22 protein-coding genes are annotated in these 16,662 nt (G+C 31.2%); all 22 read right to left on the minus strand.

What is annotated here, in order from left to right:
* Positions 1–10: 10 nt before the first annotated feature.
* The 22 genes from AJ932_RS08710 to rplU all read right to left on the minus strand — a co-directional run bounded on the left by AJ932_RS08710 (position 11) and on the right by rplU (position 16,653).
* Complete coding sequence (locus AJ932_RS08710; RefSeq protein ID WP_070233950.1) at positions 11–574, minus strand: peptidylprolyl isomerase; 564 nt, start codon at positions 572–574, stop codon at positions 11–13.
* Between the two features lie 14 nt (positions 575–588).
* On the minus strand, positions 589–1,536 hold the full coding sequence (locus AJ932_RS08715) for a tetratricopeptide repeat protein (protein ID WP_070276136.1): 948 nt from the start codon (positions 1,534–1,536) through the stop codon (positions 589–591).
* 3 nt (positions 1,537–1,539) lie between these two features.
* Complete coding sequence (pal, locus tag AJ932_RS08720; protein WP_002851617.1) at positions 1,540–2,037, minus strand: peptidoglycan-associated lipoprotein Pal; 498 nt, start codon at positions 2,035–2,037, stop codon at positions 1,540–1,542.
* A 76-nt stretch (positions 2,038–2,113) separates the two neighbouring features.
* Entirely contained in the window at positions 2,114–3,322 is a 1,209-nt protein-coding gene (gene tolB, locus AJ932_RS08725; RefSeq protein WP_002860943.1) for a Tol-Pal system protein TolB, read from the minus strand.
* Positions 3,323–3,331: 9 nt separating this feature from the next.
* On the minus strand, positions 3,332–4,111 hold the full coding sequence (locus tag AJ932_RS08730; protein ID WP_070276135.1) for a TonB C-terminal domain-containing protein: 780 nt from the start codon (positions 4,109–4,111) through the stop codon (positions 3,332–3,334).
* 2 nt (positions 4,112–4,113) lie between these two features.
* Positions 4,114–4,503, minus strand: a complete 390-nt coding sequence (locus AJ932_RS08735) for an ExbD/TolR family protein (protein WP_002866730.1) — start codon at positions 4,501–4,503, stop codon at positions 4,114–4,116.
* A gap of 8 nt (positions 4,504–4,511) precedes the next feature.
* Entirely contained in the window at positions 4,512–5,066 is a 555-nt protein-coding gene (locus tag AJ932_RS08740) for a MotA/TolQ/ExbB proton channel family protein (RefSeq protein WP_002854361.1), read from the minus strand.
* Complete coding sequence (gene atpC / locus AJ932_RS08745) at positions 5,066–5,455, minus strand: ATP synthase F1 subunit epsilon (protein WP_002851752.1); 390 nt, start codon at positions 5,453–5,455, stop codon at positions 5,066–5,068. The genes AJ932_RS08740 and atpC overlap by 1 nt, the downstream gene beginning before the upstream one ends.
* 3 nt (positions 5,456–5,458) lie before the next feature.
* Positions 5,459–6,856 (minus strand): F0F1 ATP synthase subunit beta, encoded by a 1,398-nt coding sequence (atpD, locus tag AJ932_RS08750; RefSeq protein ID WP_002852005.1) that lies wholly within the window; start codon positions 6,854–6,856, stop codon positions 5,459–5,461.
* Between the two features lie 24 nt (positions 6,857–6,880).
* Positions 6,881–7,765 carry an ATP synthase F1 subunit gamma gene (gene atpG / locus AJ932_RS08755; protein ID WP_002860587.1) on the minus strand — a complete coding sequence of 295 codons (885 nt, stop codon included), beginning with the start codon at positions 7,763–7,765 and terminating at the stop codon, positions 6,881–6,883.
* Positions 7,766–7,773: 8 nt separating this feature from the next.
* Positions 7,774–9,279, minus strand: a complete 1,506-nt coding sequence (gene atpA, locus AJ932_RS08760; protein ID WP_002851836.1) for a F0F1 ATP synthase subunit alpha — start codon at positions 9,277–9,279, stop codon at positions 7,774–7,776.
* A 13-nt stretch (positions 9,280–9,292) separates the two neighbouring features.
* Positions 9,293–9,814: a F0F1 ATP synthase subunit delta gene (locus tag AJ932_RS08765; protein ID WP_070278755.1), complete on the minus strand. Its 522-nt coding sequence runs from the start codon at positions 9,812–9,814 to the stop codon at positions 9,293–9,295.
* A gap of 2 nt (positions 9,815–9,816) precedes the next feature.
* Positions 9,817–10,329: a F0F1 ATP synthase subunit B gene (locus AJ932_RS08770; RefSeq protein WP_044779374.1), complete on the minus strand. Its 513-nt coding sequence runs from the start codon at positions 10,327–10,329 to the stop codon at positions 9,817–9,819.
* A gap of 10 nt (positions 10,330–10,339) precedes the next feature.
* Positions 10,340–10,765 (minus strand): FoF1 ATP synthase subunit B', encoded by a 426-nt coding sequence (locus AJ932_RS08775; protein ID WP_044779373.1) that lies wholly within the window; start codon positions 10,763–10,765, stop codon positions 10,340–10,342.
* A gap of 60 nt (positions 10,766–10,825) precedes the next feature.
* Positions 10,826–11,662: a ParB/RepB/Spo0J family partition protein gene (locus tag AJ932_RS08780; protein ID WP_044779401.1), complete on the minus strand. Its 837-nt coding sequence runs from the start codon at positions 11,660–11,662 to the stop codon at positions 10,826–10,828.
* Positions 11,663–11,667: 5 nt separating this feature from the next.
* Complete coding sequence (locus AJ932_RS08785; RefSeq protein ID WP_002851697.1) at positions 11,668–12,453, minus strand: ParA family protein; 786 nt, start codon at positions 12,451–12,453, stop codon at positions 11,668–11,670.
* A complete protein-coding gene (locus AJ932_RS08790; RefSeq protein WP_002881382.1) occupies positions 12,450–13,103 on the minus strand; it encodes a biotin--[acetyl-CoA-carboxylase] ligase in 654 nt (217 codons plus the stop codon). Before AJ932_RS08790 ends, AJ932_RS08785 begins: the two co-directional genes overlap by 4 nt.
* On the minus strand, positions 13,066–13,983 hold the full coding sequence (gene fmt / locus AJ932_RS08795) for a methionyl-tRNA formyltransferase (protein ID WP_044779372.1): 918 nt from the start codon (positions 13,981–13,983) through the stop codon (positions 13,066–13,068). Before fmt ends, AJ932_RS08790 begins: the two co-directional genes overlap by 38 nt.
* Positions 13,984–14,056: 73 nt before the next feature.
* On the minus strand, positions 14,057–14,812 hold the full coding sequence (gene proB, locus AJ932_RS08800; RefSeq protein WP_044779371.1) for a glutamate 5-kinase: 756 nt from the start codon (positions 14,810–14,812) through the stop codon (positions 14,057–14,059).
* 122 nt (positions 14,813–14,934) lie between these two features.
* Positions 14,935–15,972: a GTPase ObgE gene (obgE, locus tag AJ932_RS08805; RefSeq protein ID WP_044779370.1), complete on the minus strand. Its 1,038-nt coding sequence runs from the start codon at positions 15,970–15,972 to the stop codon at positions 14,935–14,937.
* A gap of 107 nt (positions 15,973–16,079) precedes the next feature.
* Complete coding sequence (rpmA, locus tag AJ932_RS08810) at positions 16,080–16,334, minus strand: 50S ribosomal protein L27 (RefSeq protein WP_052798493.1); 255 nt, start codon at positions 16,332–16,334, stop codon at positions 16,080–16,082.
* A 10-nt stretch (positions 16,335–16,344) separates the two neighbouring features.
* Positions 16,345–16,653 carry a 50S ribosomal protein L21 gene (gene rplU / locus AJ932_RS08815; RefSeq protein ID WP_002778820.1) on the minus strand — a complete coding sequence of 103 codons (309 nt, stop codon included), beginning with the start codon at positions 16,651–16,653 and terminating at the stop codon, positions 16,345–16,347.
* Positions 16,654–16,662 lie beyond the last annotated feature (9 nt).

Consider the following 16,662-nt stretch of genomic DNA (forward strand, 5'->3'; position numbering starts at 1 on the left):
GCGGTCTTCATTAATGACAACCGCAACCGCCGCCACCACAGCAACCGCCGCCACCGTGTCCGTGATTATGATCGTGTCCATGTCCGCTTCCACAACCACAACTATGACTTCCTGCGATAATACCTGTAAGAATTTCATCTTCACTTGCAGCTCTAGCATCTACGATATTTAAAGAAAAAAGCAAATCACGACCCGCATAAGGGTGATTATAATCAATTGTCACATCATTTTCACTAATTTCTTTTACAGTTACACGAACAGTTTCGCCATTTTCACCTTCGCCAAAAAGCTCCATACCTACCTTTAAATCAATACCTGCAAATTGCTCTTTTGGTAAAGTTTGAACGGCATTTTCATCGTATTCGCCTAAACCTTTTTCTTTTTTAATTACCACATCAGCATTGCTAGGACAATCAAGCTTCATCACTTCTTCTTCTAAGCTTTCTAAAATCTGACCTTTGCCTAAAATAAAAGAAATAGGTTGAGAATATAAATTTGATTCTAAAACTTCATTTGTATTTGCGTCTTTTAACTCATAAAACATTGAAACTACACTATTTTTTTCTATAGCCATTTTATCTCCTTAATTTATTTTCTATTGGGTGAAGCTTTTGCTTCGGGTGAATTTGGATAATTAGTTTTTAAAGCTTTATAAAAACCATTTGCTGTTTTTGTATCACCTGTTTTATCCAATGAAATGGCAGTATGATATAAAAGTTTTGGGAAATAATCCCCTTTTGTACTCAAAGAAGAACTTTTTTTATAATAAACAATAGCATTGTTATAATTTTTTTGTTTATACTCGATCTCCCCTAACCAAAAATTTGCTCTTGCGGGTTTATACTGCTTTGTTATGAGAAAATTTAATTTTGCTTTGGAATCTTCAAAAGCATTTTTATCAACATCTTTTATCGCTAATTCTAAAATTTCATTATTTTTTTTCTTTTTCCAAGATTCATCAATTTGTTTTACTTTATCATCTTGGGTATTTTGAGCATTATTGTTTTCAATAGTACTGTTTGAATCTGTAGTTGAAACAACAACACTAGGTGTAGTAGCTTTAACGCTTAAATTTGCATCATTTAATTCGTTTTTAGAAACATAATTTGCATTAATAGCATCTACTAAAGAACTAAGTTCGGCTAAAACTTTTTTTACTTGCTTATTATTAGCTTCTTGAATTTTTCTACTTTCTTCAACATAAGCCTTTAATTTTTGAATTTCACTAGTAAAATTATTTTCAATATTTTGATTATTCTCTTCAACTTGACTTAATCTAGAATTTGATTTAGCATATTGAGAATTTATACCTTCTAAAGTGCTTTGTAAACCCTCGATTCTTTCGTTAATTTCATTAATTCTAGCATTTGTTTGTATATTTTCATTATTTAAATTATCTAACTTTTCTTTAAATAATTTTTCATTTGAAGTTAAACCATAAGAAGAATTGCTTGTTATATCTCCTGCACCAAAAGCTGAGCTTTCTGCATAAAGTAAAGTAGCTCCAAGAAGAGCTACTGTGAATATTTTTTTCATTAATTATCTTGATAATTTAAATTCAGCACGTCTGTTTTGCGCATCGCAAGCTTTAGTTTTTTCAGTGCACACAGGATTTGTTTCTCCATAGCTTTTAACAGCAATTCTATCAGCATTTACACCTTTAGCGATTAAAGCTTCTTTTACAGCTTTTGCTCTTTTTAAACCTAGAGCTTGGTTATATTCATCAGTTCCCCACTCATCGCAGTTTCCTTCAACAGTAATACTTACACCGCTTACTTCAGTGTTAAAGATATTAGCATTCGTGCTTACAACATTTTGCATATCAGGACGAATGTTGAATTTATCAAAATCAAAATATACTTTATTTAAAGTATCATTAAGTTGAGAAATTTTTGAATCAATATCCCAACCATCACTTCCACCTGAACCACGATTTGAATCAACACTACTATCACCGCTTACGCTAGTGCTTTTTGTGCTACAACCACTAATAACAACTGCAAGAGCTGCAATTGAAGTAAAAAGAATTTTTTTCATTTATGACCTTTCAAAGTTAATAAATTCTTACTATTATATCTAATTTTTAATTAATTTTAACCTAAAATTGAAATTTTTACCAATCAATTGATTGAATTTTTCCAACCCTAAGAGGAAAATAAAAAGTCTTATTTGCATTTACACGAATAACACCTAAAGCACTTTGCGCACCTAAATATTTAATAAATACTATACTTCCACCGTCACTAGAAAATCTTGGAAATAAATTTTTTCCATTTGCTGTAAGTTGACGAATATAATCACTATTAATTGACATCAAATAAATATTAAAAACACCTGCTTGATTTGGTTCACGACTTGAGTAAACCAAAAAATCTTTATAAGTCGAAACAGCCGAATTGTTTCTACCATGAAAAACAACTTGTTCAGCACTATTGCTATTTAAATCTTGCATAAAAATATTAGGATATCCTAAACGATCGCTTACAAATACCACTTTACTATCATCTGAGCCAATAAAATTTCCATTAACATCAATACCAGAATAATTAGTTAATTGTGTTAGATTTTTGGTATTTAAGTCATATAAATAAACATCAGGCTGATCTTTTGGAGCCATGGTAACAAGTAGTTTACTTCCATCTACACTCACATCACTTGCTACAACCATACCGCCGCTTGATAAAATTTTACTAGCTTTATTGGTATTTAAATCATAACGGTATAAAGTTGGCTTATCATGATCATAAGCTGTATAATAAAATAGAGTTTGTTCTTTATTTCCCCATTTTGGAAATAAATTAAGCCCACCATCAACAATAACTTTTTGATAAGTTAAAGTATAATCAGCCATAATAATTTGACTTTTCTTAGAGCTAGAATTTCTCGCGATCAAAATTTTATGATCCATCCAATCAACAGGTGCAAGTCCTAACGCATTTACAGAAGCTTTGACGCTTTTATGTGCCAAAAATGGATATTGCTCTAAACCATTTAAAGTATAAGTTTGCTCTGACTTATCAGAACCGCCAGCTTTTATTTTTACATTTAAACTCAAAGTGTTACCATTTTTATTTAAAGCGTATTCAAAAGTATAATTACTTGTCTCAGTTGCATTAGCAACAACTTCAAAGTTTGAACTTACTTTCAAATCGTTCACAATGATATTATAAAAGCTTTTCTTTAAATTCTCATCACTTAAATTTGAATTATCTTTAACAATAATCTTTGGTAAAACTACACCAGAATTAACAACATCAATCACTGGATCTTCTGCCCAAAGACTTCCTAAAAAGACTAAAAAAATTGCTACAATTTTTTTCATTTTTTTCTCCTAATCATTTTTAACTTTTGCTTCATCTCTTAAATTCATGGTAATGCTTATATTTTTATTTTGCGGAGGATAAGTAATAAATTTACCTTTTTGACTTTCTAAAAATTCAGCCACTTTAGCATCATATAAAGGATTCCCACTTTTTTCAACTGAAGTATAGCCAAATTTTCCATTTTCATCAATAAAAATTTTTACCTTAACAGAAATTTTTTCACTATTTGGATAATACTGAGTCCATCTTTGAGTGATAATACGCACAACTTTCCCTAAAAATTCATCATAAATTCCAATCTTTTGCGCCTTTGTGCTTTCGCCTTGCGTTGAACTTTCTTCTTGAAGTAAACTATCATTAAGTTGTTTTACAAGTTCGGAAGCTTGAGGTTTTGGAGCACTAGAAATTCCTGATTTAGCACTTGATTGAATTTTTGTAGTCTTTTCTTCTTGTATTTCTTTAATATTTCCAAAAAGCTCATTAAAATTACTTGCCTTTTGGTCAATATCTTCAGTTTTAACTGTTTTATTTGTAGTCTGAGCAAAAAGTTTTTCTATATCAATTTGCTCTGTTGGTTTTTGTATTTCTTTAGGAGTGTTGCTTTGAGTAATAACTTGTTTTGATGGTTCAGCAAGTTCAATATCTACAAAACTATCTTTTATATCGGTATATTGTATAGCAGATTCAACCTCGCTTACAAGTCTAAAAAAAACAAGAATTACTATACTAATATATATTACTAAAGCAAGTAAAAACGAATTTAAATTACTCAAACCATAATTTTTCATGATTATTCAGTCTGTAAAGCAACTTTATTAAATCCTAAATTTTTTACACTTCTTAAGACTGAAATAACATCGTCATATTTTAAGCTTTTATCAGCGCGTATAAAAACTGGATCTTCGGTATTAAATTGTGCTTTTCTTTGAGCAAGATTGTCAGCAAAACTTATAAAATCGTATTTTTCTTGATTTAAAAAAATTTCTTTTTTTGCATTAATACTAATAATTAAACTCTTAACAGTTGGAGCGCTAGTATTTTTTTGACTACCTTGTGGAAGATTAATTTTTTCTTCATAAGTAATGCTTGGAGCTGTTACCATTAAAATCGCAAGCAATACAAGCATAATATCCACTAAAGGTGTGATATTAAGTTCAGGTTTTTCATCATCAAATGGCATTTTTAACCTTATTTACTCGAACTTATAACTTTAATCTCGCTATCAATAATGCTTAAAAGTTCGAAAGCTTTTCTTTTAATGATGAGATGAAATGTATAAGCAGGAATTGCCACTAAAATACCGCAACCTGTAGCAACTAAAGCCTCGCTGATTTTAGGAGCTATGATACTTAAAGAATTTTGAGTTCCAAGCCCACCAAAAGTTTCAAGTATAGAAATAACTGTCCCAAAAAGACCTATAAAAGGTGAAGTTGAAGCAATAATACTAAGCCAAGTAAGTCCAGCAGAAGCGCGACGACTTGCTAAATTTTTATAGATTTCTAAATGATTTGAAGTTGTATCATTGCATTTTCTTAAAATCGAATCAGTACGACTTAAATCCTTCTCACCCAAGAGCAAAGTTTCTAAACTTTCTTTTTCCTTATTTCTCCATGTAGCCAAATAAGTCAATCTAGCAAACAAAATACTAAACGCTAAAATAAAATATAAAGAAAGCCATAATAAAACTATATAAGTAATAATACTTGAACTATTGAAAAAATGAAATATAGCTTCAAAATTCATTAATGCATCCTTGCATTATCAAGTTTTGAAAAAGTTGCCGCTAAAGCTGCATTATCAGAACTCATAGATTTGATCAAATCTTTTGCTTGAGCAAGATTTTTTTCAATCTCACTTTCATCACTTCCGCAAACCCAAACCGCACCCTTTGCTAGCACGCAAATCTTATCTTCATCTACCTTTGCATGCCCAGCATCAATAGCAATTAATTCATGATTTAAATCAGCTTTTTCAATATCAATTACTCCAGATTTTAAAGAAGAAACCAAAGCAGCATGTCCTTTAAGCACGCCAAATTCTCCTTCACTACCCGGTAAAGTAACAGATTTTACTTCTCCTTGATAGATTACACCCAAAGGCGTAACTATCTCGAAATTAATCAAATCGTTCATAAATTAACCTTTTAATTTATCCGCTTTTGCAATAGCTTCATCTATATTTCCAACCATATAGAAAGCATTTTCTGGTAAATGATCATATTTACCTTCTAAAATTCCCTTAAATCCTGCTATTGTATCTTCAAGGCTTATATATTTTCCTGGGCTACCTGTGAAAACTTCTGCAACGAAAAATGGTTGTGATAAGAATTTTTCAATCTTTCTCGCTCTTTCAACTACAAGTTTATCCTCTTCGCTAAGCTCATCCATACCTAAAATGGCGATGATATCTTGTAAATCTTTGTATTTTTGAAGCACTGATTGAACACCACGAGCAACTTTATAATGTTCTTCTCCAATGATATTTGGGTCAAGCATTCTTGAAGTTGAGTCAAGTGGGTCAACTGCAGGATAAATACCCTTTTCAGCAATAGCTCTATTTAAAACCGTTGTAGCATCTAAGTGAGCAAAAACAGTTGCTGGAGCTGGGTCGGTTAAGTCATCAGCTGGAACGTAAACAGCTTGAACTGAAGTGATTGAGCCTTTTTTAGTTGAAGTAATTCTTTCTTGGAATTTACCCATTTCACTTGCTAAGGTTGGTTGATAACCCACAGCTGATGGAATTCTTCCTAAAAGTGCTGACATTTCAGAACCTGATTGTGAAAATCTAAAGATATTATCAATAAACATAAGCACATCAAGACCCATTTCATCTCTAAAATACTCAGCCATTGTTAAACCTGTTAAAGCAATACGATTTCTTGCCCCTGGTGGTTCATTCATTTGCCCATAACATAGAGCAACTTTGTCTAAAACATTGCTTTCTTTCATTTCATTATAAAGATCATTTCCTTCACGAGTTCTCTCACCCACACCTGCAAATACAGAATAGCCGCTATGCTTAAATGCAACATTGTGAATAAGCTCCATAATAATAACAGTCTTACCAACACCTGCACCGCCAAAAAGACCTACTTTACCACCTTTTGCATAAGGAGCAAGTAAATCCACAACTTTAATCCCTGTTTCAAAAATCTCACTTTTTGTGCTTTGATCTTCAAAAGCTGGTGGATCTCTATGAATCGCCCATTTTTTATCAAAAGAAATTTCTTCACCTTCATCGATCAAATCTCCAGTAACATTGAAAATTCTTCCTAAAACTTTCTCACCAACAGGAACACTAATAGGAGCACCTAAAGCCTCAGCTTTTAAGCCCCTTACCAAACCATCTGTCATATCCATAGCAATAGTTCTAACTCTATTATCTCCTAAATGAGCTGCTACTTCTAAAACAAGTTTATGTTTTTTTCCTTCGCTTTCAAAATTTACAACAATTGCTTCATTAATTTGAGGTAAATAGTCGTTAAAATCTACATCAACAACCGGACCTAATACCTGTGAAATAAATCCTTGCATTATTTATCTTCTCCTTAAAATTTACTATTTCATTGATTCAACACCACTGATAATTTCTATAAGCTCAGTAGTAATAGATTCTTGTCTTGCTTTGTTATAAGCTAAATTTAGTTGTTTCACTCTTGCCTTTGCGTTATTAGTTGCATTATCCATAGCTTGCATTCTTGCGCTATGCTCTGCCGCCAAAGAATCGATTAACGCATAATACATATTATACTCAAAATACGTTTTCATTAAATCTTCTAAAAGCTCAGTTCCTTCCGGTTCAAGCTCTAAAAGAGAATTATGAGTCTGTTCAATACTCTTTGGTTCAACTGGAATAAGATGATTAATTTTAAGTTCTTGGGTAATCATATTTTTATAACCATTATGAACTAAAATCACTTCATCTGTATTTCCATTTAAAAAATCATCTACAGCAGCATGAATTACTTCACATGCTTTCTCATAGTCAGGACTAGAACTAAGATGGAAATATTTCTCTAACAATTCTATTTTTTGAAAATTAAAATATTCAATCCCAGTTTTACCTATAGCTCTAAGACGAATATTAATATTTTTTGCTTCATATTCTTTTAGCATTTCACTTACTGTTTTTAAAGTCTTAATATTAAAACCACCGCATAAGCCTTTATCTGCAGTGATAAATATTAAATCTACGGTTTTAATTTGTTCTTTTTTATGAAACAAAGATAAACGCACATCATCTTCATTGTGAACAATTTTATTGATCTGAAATGAAATTTCACTCAAAATTTCATCGATTTTTTGTGCATAAATTTTTGATCTTTTAGCTGCTTCTTCTGCTTTTTTTAACTTAGCAGTAGAAACTAGCTTCATAGCATTTGTAGTCTTTTGAGTGTTATGAACACTTTTAATTTTTCTTTTAATTTCTTTTAAATTAGACATAAAAGACCTTATAAATGATTTGCTTTAAACTCATTAATGGCTTTAGCTAGTTTTTCTTCCAAATCAGAATCTAAAGCTTTTTTAGAGCGAATTTGCTCAAAAATATCTGGATGTTTTGCCTCAATAAAAGGATAAATTCCATCTTCAAATTCCTTAATTCTAGAAACAGCAATATCATCTAAGAAACCTTTGGTTCCTGCAAAAATTAAAACTACTTGTTTTTCAACGCTAAGCGGAGAATAAGGTGGTTGTTTTAAGAGTTCAACCATTCTTTGTCCACGTTCAAGTTGTTTTCTACTTGCCTCATCTAAATCACTAGCAAATTGTGCAAAAGCTTGAAGCTCTCTATATTGAGCAAGGTCAAGTCTTAATGTGCCTGAAACTTGTTTTGTAGCTTTAATTTGAGCAGCCCCACCTACACGAGATACTGATAAACCAACATTAATTGCAGGACGAATTCCTGAGTTAAATAAATCAGTTTCTAAGAAAATTTGTCCATCTGTAATTGAAATAACATTAGTTGGAATATAAGCAGAAACATCTCCTGCTTGTGTTTCAATTATCGGCAATGCCGTCAAAGAACCAGCACCTAATTCATCATTTAGCTTGCTTGCTCTTTCAAGCAATCTTGAATGAAGGTAAAAAACATCGCCTGGATAAGCTTCACGACCTGGAGGACGACGTAAAATCAAAGACATTTCGCGATAAGCTACAGCATGCTTGCTCAAATCATCATAAACAATTAAAGCATGTTTTGCGTTGTCTCTAAAAAATTCACCCATGGTTACACCAGTATATGGAGCTAAGTACTGTAAAGCCGCAGGATCTGAAGCGCCGGCATTTACAACAATAGTATATTCCATAGCACCATGTTCTTCTAGTCTTTTAACCACTTGTGCCACTGTACTTTGCTTTTGACCAATTGCAACATATATACAGATAACTCCTTGACCTCTTTGAGATATAATAGTATCAACAGCAACAGTAGTTTTACCTGTTTGTCTATCGCCTATGATAAGCTCTCTTTGACCACGACCAATTGGCACAAGTGCATCAATAGCTTTAATTCCTGTATGTAAAGGCTCATGAACACTTTTTCTCGCCATAATACCTTTTGCTTTTTCTTCAACAAAACGATATTCATTAGCATTGATCACACCTTTAGCATCAATTGGCTCACCTAAAGCATTTACAACACGGCCAATCAAAGCCTCACCTACTGGAACTTTAAGTAACTTCTTAAGTCTTTTTACAGAAGCACCTTCTTTTAAACCTTCTCCTTTTCCAAGTATAACAATACCTACACTCGACTCTTCAAGGTTTAAGGCCATTCCTTTATCACCATTTTCAAATTCTACCATTTCTCCAGCCATAATATTCTTAAGTCCATATACCTTAGCAACACCATCAGCTACAGAAATAATTTTTCCTGTTTCTTCAATTTCAAGATTTAAATCAAAATTTTCAATTCTTTCTTTGATTATTGAACTGATCTCATCAGCTTTAAATTTCATTTACTTTTTCTCCTTAGATAATTTTCAATATATATTCGTTTAGCTTATTTTGAAGAGCTTTCATAGAAAAAGAAAGTTCATAACCTAATTCTTCTAATTCTATTTTAACACTATCATCTTGACTGATTTTATTGATTAATTTAATATTTGCATCAAATTTTTTGTTAAGTTTTACTTCAAGATCTTTAAGATTTTCTTGACTTAATTTTTCTTTAGAATACACAATACCAACAAAAATATTTTCTTTAAAAGCTTTTTGTCTTTCAAGTTCTTTAACTATTTGAGGAATGTATTCTAATCTTGAATTTTCAATCAAAAGTCTTAAAAAATTTTGAAAACTAGAATTTTTAATATCAAAAAAAGAATCAAGAAATTCCATTTTTCTTTCTTTTTTAATCTCGTTAGATTCTATAACATTTTTAAATTTCGGCAAAACAAAAGCAGAATTTAAAATACACAAATTCTGATAAAAATCATTTATATCAGATCTTGAAGCTATCGCTTTTGCATATCTTCTTGCAATTATATTCTCCATATTTAAGATACCTTCTTCATCATAAGTTCTATTATTTCACTCTGTTTTAATGTCATATTTGGATCAGAAAAAATTTCGTTTAAAGTATTTGATACTAATTCTTTTTCCATTTTTCTAAATTCATAATCTTTCTGTTCCTCGAAATGTTTTTGAAGTAAATCCAACTCATCTTGAGTTTCTTTCTTAATATTTTGAACTAAGATTTCAGCTTCTTTTTTTGCTGTAACTAAAGCAGCAGCAGCATTTGCTTTCGCTTCTTCAAGTTTTTTCATCGTATCTAATTTCTTAGCTTTACTTTCTAAAAGTTTTTTTTGAATTTCATCAAGCTTAGAAGAAATTTTTACAATACGGTTTTTGTAAAAATTTTTAAATGGAGTTGCAACAAAATAATACAATATAGCCACAAAAATTAGAAAATTAATAGTCCTTGGAATAATATCATATTCTCCACTACCATTTGATGCACCAAAGGCATACAAAGGTAGCAAAAATATAATAAAGAATAACTTACTCATTTCTCTCCTCTTAAATTTTCTTTATGTTATTTTGCAAAGCCTGCTTAAGCTCAGGTAAATGTATGTTTAAATGTTCTTGCAACTCTTTTCTTTGAACAGCTAAATCTGCATAAAAGCTGGCCATTTTTCGTTCTAATTCTTCTTTTTTGCTTCTAAGAATTTGCTCTGCCTCTTCTTTAGCAACAGCTATAGCACTTTGTTTAATTTTTTGAATTTCTTCTCTAGTGTTAATATGAATAGCTTCTAGTTCATCATTCACACCTAAAACTTCTTGAGAATTTTCTTTTACTTTATTCTCATCATTTTTTATAGAATCATTTCTTTCATCCATAAATTTTAAAAGCGGCTTATACAGCATACTATTTAAAATAACTATCATAGCTAAAAAAATAGCCATAGTAGCAAGCATTATGGAAGGATGCATATCTTCAAACATAATTCTCCTTGGTTAGAATTTTTGAAGGACTATTCTACCATAAAAAAGCTAAGATTTTGGTTAAAACTTTTCAAGCATTTTGATTAATTTTTTAATTTTATCAATATTTTCTAAATGAATTACAAAATCATTATTTTTATTTTTGCAGTCAAATCCAAAGCGATTTAGTATGTGTTTTAATTTCTTTATTTCATCTTCAAATTCTTGATTAGGTAAGCTTTCATTATTTTTTATTTTTTTAACTATTTTTTCGGTATCTCTAACATTAAGTTTTTGACCTATTATACTATCAACCAACATTTTTTCATCTTTTTGATCTAAACCAACTAAAACTTTAGCATGACCCTGAGAAATTTTTCCAGAAGCAATCAACTCTTGAGTTCTAATATCTAAATTCAGAAGTCTTAAAGTATTTGTTATTTGAGTACGAGACTTATGAATAAGTTCTGCTAAATTCTCTTGAGTAATTTTATGAACTTGCATCAAATCCTTATAAGAATTAGCAAGCTCAATAGGGTTTAAATTCTCTCTTTGTATATTTTCAATAAGAGCCAATTCTCTAAGCTTATTCTCATCAATATCAGCAATAAAAGCTAGAATTTCTTTTTTTCCTAATGCTTTCACCGCTCTTAAGCGACGTTCTCCAGCAATTAAAATAAATTTACTATTTTTTTTAAATACAATAATAGGCTGAATAAGCCCAAATTCTTTGATAGAATTAGCAAGCTCATCTAAAGCTTCTTGATCAAAATTCTTTCTTGGCTGAAATGGATTGGGTGAAATTTGATCAATTTCTATCATAGTGCTTTGATTTTTATCAAAACCCAATTCTTTACTATAAACAGTATCCATATCACTGATTAAACTGCTTAAACCCCTATCTTTATTTAACCCCATCATAATTATCCTAATATAGAATACGCCAAATTTTGATAAGCAACAGAACCTGGCGATTTAATATCATAAAGAATTATAGGCTTTCCAAAACTTGGACTTTCTGCAAGCTTTACATTGCGAGGGATCACAATAAAGTCATCTTCGTTTCCATTAATAGTAAAAAGTTGTTTTTTAAAATTTTGTTTCAAATCATCTACAACATCTTTAGAAAGATTATTTTGAGAGCTATACATTGTCGGTAAAAATCCACGAACCCTGAGTTTAGAATTAATAGTTTTTTTGATAATTTTAATTGTATTTAAAACCATAGCTACACCCTCAAGCGCATAAAATTCACACTGTATAGGGATAATTACACTATCGCTTGCTGCAAAAGCATTTATAGTAATACTTCCAAGAGCAGGTGGAGAATCAATAATAATAAAATCATACTCATCAATCACTTCTTGAATTTGATTTTTAAGCAGCATTTTTTTTTCATTATTTTCACCTTTAGCAAGCTCTTGTTCTATACCTACAAGACCTATATTTGAAGGAGCTAAATGAAGTTGTGGCAATTCTGTTTTTAAAATAATATCTGAAAGCTTTTTTCTTCCTATAAAAACATGGTAAATATTATACTCATAATTATTACGATTAAAACCAAGTCCTGTAGTCGCATTAGCTTGCGGATCAACATCGATCAAAAGTACTTTTTTTTCAGCCACAGCCAAAGAAGCAGCTAAATTTACTGCTGTTGTAGTCTTTCCTACTCCACCTTTTTGATTTGCTATTGTAATAATTTCGCTCATCTTAAACTATACACCCTTTTATCACCTAGTAAAATTGAACCATCTTCATACAAAAAAGAATTTTCAAGTGAAAAAACTTTACCTTCATGATGGACGCTAAATTTTCTTGATTTTTCAAATTCTAACATATACTTGCTAAAAATATTCTTCCATAAATTTTTTTTTTCTACTTTTTGCAAAAACTCACTCACTAAATCTTTAAGCGAAATTTCTATATCACAAAAAGCTGTATTTTGGGGTGCAAATTTAAGATTTAAACCCATACCACCTATGATAAAATTTGAAATTTTAGCACTTATAACCCCTCCAGCTTTTTTATCATCTAAATATAAATCGTTAGGCCATTTAAGCCAAATTTTAGAACCTTTTTCTTGTAAAACTTCTTTAAGTAAATAAGCAAAATAAATACTCACAGAAGCTAAAGGTAAATCTTTTGGCAAGTCTTCTTCTTTAATACAAAAAGAAAGATGTAAATTTCCTTTAGAGCTCTGCCAAGAATTTTCCCTACTTCCAACTCCATTTGTTTGTTCTAAAGCATAAATAGCAAAATTTCCATCAATCTTTCCATTGCGTATTTGCTTGCATAAAAAAAGATGAGTTGAGTCTATACTTTCAACACAAACTATCTTCACTTTTAAGCCTTTTTCCATTTAAATAAGTCCTACCATCAAGAGCTTTTTTTCCACTTTCTTGAAGTTTTTTAATACGCAAAACTCCTTGTTTGCAAGCAAGCAAAAAACTTTCTTTTTCCAATTCTAAAATTTCACCCATCTTAGCATTTTGTTTTAATTCATCCACAAGTTCAAGCTCTAAGAATTTAAGTCCATTTTCCAAAAAAACTCCAGGCCAAGGAGTAAAAGCTAGATATTTTTGATAAAGTTCTCTTGCATTTTGCAAATTTATAAGTCCATCTTCTTTTTTGATTTTTCTACAAAGTGTTGCTAGACTTTCCTCTTGTTTTTTAGGGGTGATTTTATCAAAATTTAAAAGAGTAGTGAGGATGAGCTTAGCGGCCAAATTTGCTAAAAGTTCAAAAACTTCACTTGAATTTTTATCTTTTATATCACACTCTAAGCTTTCAAGTATAGCACCTGTATCAAGCCCTTCTTCCATGAGCATGGTGCAAACTCCACTTTTTTCATCTTTGTTTAAAATCGCACTTTGGATCGGACTGGCACCGCGGTATTTTGGAAGTAAAGAAGCATGCAAATTCACACAAGGTGCTAAATCCAAAATGGCTTTAGGTAAAATTTTTCCATAGGCAGCAACCACGATAAAATCAGGATTTAAATCCTTAATCTCTCTTATAATATTTTCATCTTTTAAAGAACTTGGAGTAAAAATAGGAATACTAGGATAATTTTGACTTAAAAAAGCCTTAGTATCACTTGGAGTTAAAATTTGCTTTCTACCTACGGCTTTATCAGGCTGGGTAAAAAGTGCTACGAGTTTAAAATTTTCATTTTCTACTAGTGCTTTTAAAATACAAGTTGCATAAGATGGAGTACCCATAAAAATAATTTTTTTCATTTTTTCGCTTTGTGTGAAATTAAAAGTTTTAATTATAACTTATTTGATTTTAAAAGAGAATTTAATAAATTAATCACTCAAACAAAGTTCCACCTATCTGTTTATCTTCTAATAAAAATGTCTTTGCCGCACTTAAATCAAATCCACTTGCTAAAAACATTTTTTTATTGTGTTCAAGTAAAAATTTAGCTGCCTTAAGTTTGGTTACTATACCACCCGTTCCGTGCTCACTACCTGTTTTTATGGTTGCTTGTAGCCATTCTTCTTTGATATGAGTGATTTTTTCTAAACGTTTTGCATCACTAAATTCACTAGGATTTTTATCATAAAATCCATCAATATCGCTTAAAATCACAAGCAAATCCGCATCAAAAAAATGCGCAGCATAAGCACTTAAGCTATCATTATCACCAAAGACAATTTCTTCTATAGCTGTAGCGTCATTTTCATTGATAATAGGCAAAATTCCTAAATTTATCATCATATCGATAGCATTTTTTGCGTGTTTGGTAGCTTTTCTAGAGTCAAAATCCTTGCCTGTAAGTAAAATTTGTCCGCCTAGTTTACCAAATTTGGCTAAAAGCTCGTTATAAACACTGATTAAAAAAGGTTGTCCAATAGCGGCTAAAACTTGTTTATTAATGAGGTTTTTTCTATCAATATCTAGTTTAGTGTGTCCTGCTGAAATCGCTGCTGAAGTTACTAAAATCACTTCATATTTTTCCATGAGTTTAGCTAAAAATGCGACTAAATTTTTAAGACGCTCAAAACTTAAAGTGTTTTCTTCACTAATCACATGAGAACCCACTTTAACAACTATTCTTTTCATGCTTATTCCTTGAAAAATTTTTATAATTTTAGCCAAAATTTCATATAAACTAGTTATTGTTTGAAAAAATAGGGAGTGTTTGAAACTTTTAATATAAAACACTTCCTAGATTGTTAAAATTTTTATTTGTTATTTCTTAAAGTTTTAATTTCTTCTAAAAGCATGAATTTAAGTTCTTTAAGTCCTGTTTTTTCAAGACTTGAGACTTTGATTAAAAAGCTTTGCGGATTATTTATTTCTTTGAGATAATTTTCTAGCTCATTAATGTTTAAAGCAATTTGCTCGGCAAATTCTTCTCCTAAACTAACACTATCACTTTTTGAAATCATGATGCCAAATTTACGCCCAAAAAGTTCATTGGAAAATTTTTCAAGTTCTTTTCTTAGTACTATAAATTGTTCTTTTAAAGGCATTTGCCTCATAGGATCTAGCACGAAAAGTAAAAAGCTCGTTCTTTCTATGTGCTTTAAAAAGGCAAGTCCTAAGCCTTTACCCCCACTTGCTCCTTCGATAATCCCTGGAATATCAGCCATAACAAAGGAATTATACTCATCTACATCCACGAGTCCAAGTTTTGGAGTAAGGGTGGTAAATTCATAATTTGCAATTTCAGGTTTTGCATTTGAAACAATGCTTATAAGAGTAGATTTTCCCACATTTGGAAAGCCCACAAGCCCTACATCGGCAATAAGTTTAAGCTCAAGTCTGACTAAGCGACTTTCTCCTTTTATACCAGGTTGTGCGTAATCGGGGCGTTGATTAGTGGCGTGTTTAAAATGAGTGTTGCCAAGTCCGCCTTTTCCACCTTTTAAAAAAAGCTCTCTTTGTCCTTCTTTGGTAAGATCGAGTAAAATTTCATTAGTTTGCGCATCGATAACTTGCGTTCCTTCGGGCACTATAAGTTCTAAATTTTCACCCTTTTTGCCATTTTTATTGCGTCCCATTCCACCAGCACCATTTTGTGCGCGTAATTCTCTTTTGCCTTTGAAATTTACAAGAGTGTGGGTATTATTATCACATACGAAAATAATATCACCACCATTTCCACCATCTCCTCCATCAGGGCCACCAAGTGGAACATGTTTTTCACGGCGAAAACTTACAGCACCTTTGCCGCCATCGCCTGAAGCTAAAGTAATTTTAACACTATCAATAAACATTTAAATTGCCTTTGACTTTAAATTTATAAAGCTAAATTTGAGTAAATAAAAGAAGTTAAATTTATAAATTTAAAGTTTTCAAGACGCTAAAAAAGCGTCCTGAAAACTTATACAGGATATACAGAAACTTTTTTTCTGTCTTTGTCTTTTCTTTCGAATTTTACAAAACCATCAATTAGAGCAAAGATAGTATGATCTTTTCCCATACCTACATTGTTACCTGCATGAGTTGCAGTTCCTCTTTGGCGGATGATGATATTTCCAGCTCTAACAAACTCGCCACCAAATTTTTTAACACCTAAACGACGACCTATAGAATCGCGGTTATTTTGAGTTGAACCTTGACCTTTCTTGTGTGCCATTCTTTACTCCTTAAGCTTTGATATCTTTTACTACAACGCGAGTAAATTGTCTTCTAAAACCGCGTTTGAGTTTAGAATCTTTTCTGCGTCTTTTTTTGTAAATCACAACTTTTTTATCTTTTCCGTGATTGATCACTTCTAAAACAACTTTTGCACCTGCTACGAAAGGCGCACCTACCTTTAATTCTTTATCATTGATAGCAAGAACTTCGCTTACTTCAATACTTGCTTTGCTTTCAGCTTCAAAGTGATCTAGTTTTAGCTCATCGCCAACACTTACTTTGTATTGCTTTCCGCTGTGTTTGATAATAGCATACATTGCTTTTCC

The organism is Campylobacter sp. BCW_6873, assembly GCF_001762365.1.
Classification (GTDB): Bacteria; Campylobacterota; Campylobacteria; order Campylobacterales; family Campylobacteraceae; genus Campylobacter_D; species Campylobacter_D jejuni.

What these genes read in the sequence shown, in the direction of transcription:
- atpA (WP_002851836.1), bottom strand. Translation starts at nt 9,279, where the DNA reads ATGAAATTTAAAGCTGATGAGATCAGTTCAATAATCAAAGAAAGAATT.
- tolB (WP_002860943.1), bottom strand. Translation starts at nt 3,322, where the DNA reads ATGAAAAAAATTGTAGCAATTTTTTTAGTCTTTTTAGGAAGTCTTTGG.
- atpC (WP_002851752.1), bottom strand. Translation starts at nt 5,455, where the DNA reads ATGAACGATTTGATTAATTTCGAGATAGTTACGCCTTTGGGTGTAATC.
- AJ932_RS08740 (WP_002854361.1), bottom strand. Translation starts at nt 5,066, where the DNA reads ATGAATTTTGAAGCTATATTTCATTTTTTCAATAGTTCAAGTATTATT.
- AJ932_RS08765 (WP_070278755.1), bottom strand. Translation starts at nt 9,814, where the DNA reads ATGGAGAATATAATTGCAAGAAGATATGCAAAAGCGATAGCTTCAAGA.
- AJ932_RS08780 (WP_044779401.1), bottom strand. Translation starts at nt 11,662, where the DNA reads ATGGGGTTAAATAAAGATAGGGGTTTAAGCAGTTTAATCAGTGATATG.
- rplU (WP_002778820.1), bottom strand. Translation starts at nt 16,653, where the DNA reads ATGTATGCTATTATCAAACACAGCGGAAAGCAATACAAAGTAAGTGTT.
- AJ932_RS08770 (WP_044779374.1), bottom strand. Translation starts at nt 10,329, where the DNA reads ATGAGTAAGTTATTCTTTATTATATTTTTGCTACCTTTGTATGCCTTT.
- AJ932_RS08735 (WP_002866730.1), bottom strand. Translation starts at nt 4,503, where the DNA reads ATGCCATTTGATGATGAAAAACCTGAACTTAATATCACACCTTTAGTG.
- obgE (WP_044779370.1), bottom strand. Translation starts at nt 15,972, where the DNA reads ATGTTTATTGATAGTGTTAAAATTACTTTAGCTTCAGGCGATGGCGGC.
- AJ932_RS08790 (WP_002881382.1), bottom strand. Translation starts at nt 13,103, where the DNA reads ATGGAAAAAGGCTTAAAAGTGAAGATAGTTTGTGTTGAAAGTATAGAC.
- AJ932_RS08775 (WP_044779373.1), bottom strand. Translation starts at nt 10,765, where the DNA reads ATGTTTGAAGATATGCATCCTTCCATAATGCTTGCTACTATGGCTATT.
- fmt (WP_044779372.1), bottom strand. Translation starts at nt 13,983, where the DNA reads ATGAAAAAAATTATTTTTATGGGTACTCCATCTTATGCAACTTGTATT.
- proB (WP_044779371.1), bottom strand. Translation starts at nt 14,812, where the DNA reads ATGAAAAGAATAGTTGTTAAAGTGGGTTCTCATGTGATTAGTGAAGAA.
- rpmA (WP_052798493.1), bottom strand. Translation starts at nt 16,334, where the DNA reads ATGGCACACAAGAAAGGTCAAGGTTCAACTCAAAATAACCGCGATTCT.
- AJ932_RS08715 (WP_070276136.1), bottom strand. Translation starts at nt 1,536, where the DNA reads ATGAAAAAAATATTCACAGTAGCTCTTCTTGGAGCTACTTTACTTTAT.
- AJ932_RS08730 (WP_070276135.1), bottom strand. Translation starts at nt 4,111, where the DNA reads ATGAAAAATTATGGTTTGAGTAATTTAAATTCGTTTTTACTTGCTTTA.
- AJ932_RS08785 (WP_002851697.1), bottom strand. Translation starts at nt 12,453, where the DNA reads ATGAGCGAAATTATTACAATAGCAAATCAAAAAGGTGGAGTAGGAAAG.
- pal (WP_002851617.1), bottom strand. Translation starts at nt 2,037, where the DNA reads ATGAAAAAAATTCTTTTTACTTCAATTGCAGCTCTTGCAGTTGTTATT.
- atpD (WP_002852005.1), bottom strand. Translation starts at nt 6,856, where the DNA reads ATGCAAGGATTTATTTCACAGGTATTAGGTCCGGTTGTTGATGTAGAT.
- AJ932_RS08710 (WP_070233950.1), bottom strand. Translation starts at nt 574, where the DNA reads ATGGCTATAGAAAAAAATAGTGTAGTTTCAATGTTTTATGAGTTAAAA.
- atpG (WP_002860587.1), bottom strand. Translation starts at nt 7,765, where the DNA reads ATGTCTAATTTAAAAGAAATTAAAAGAAAAATTAAAAGTGTTCATAAC.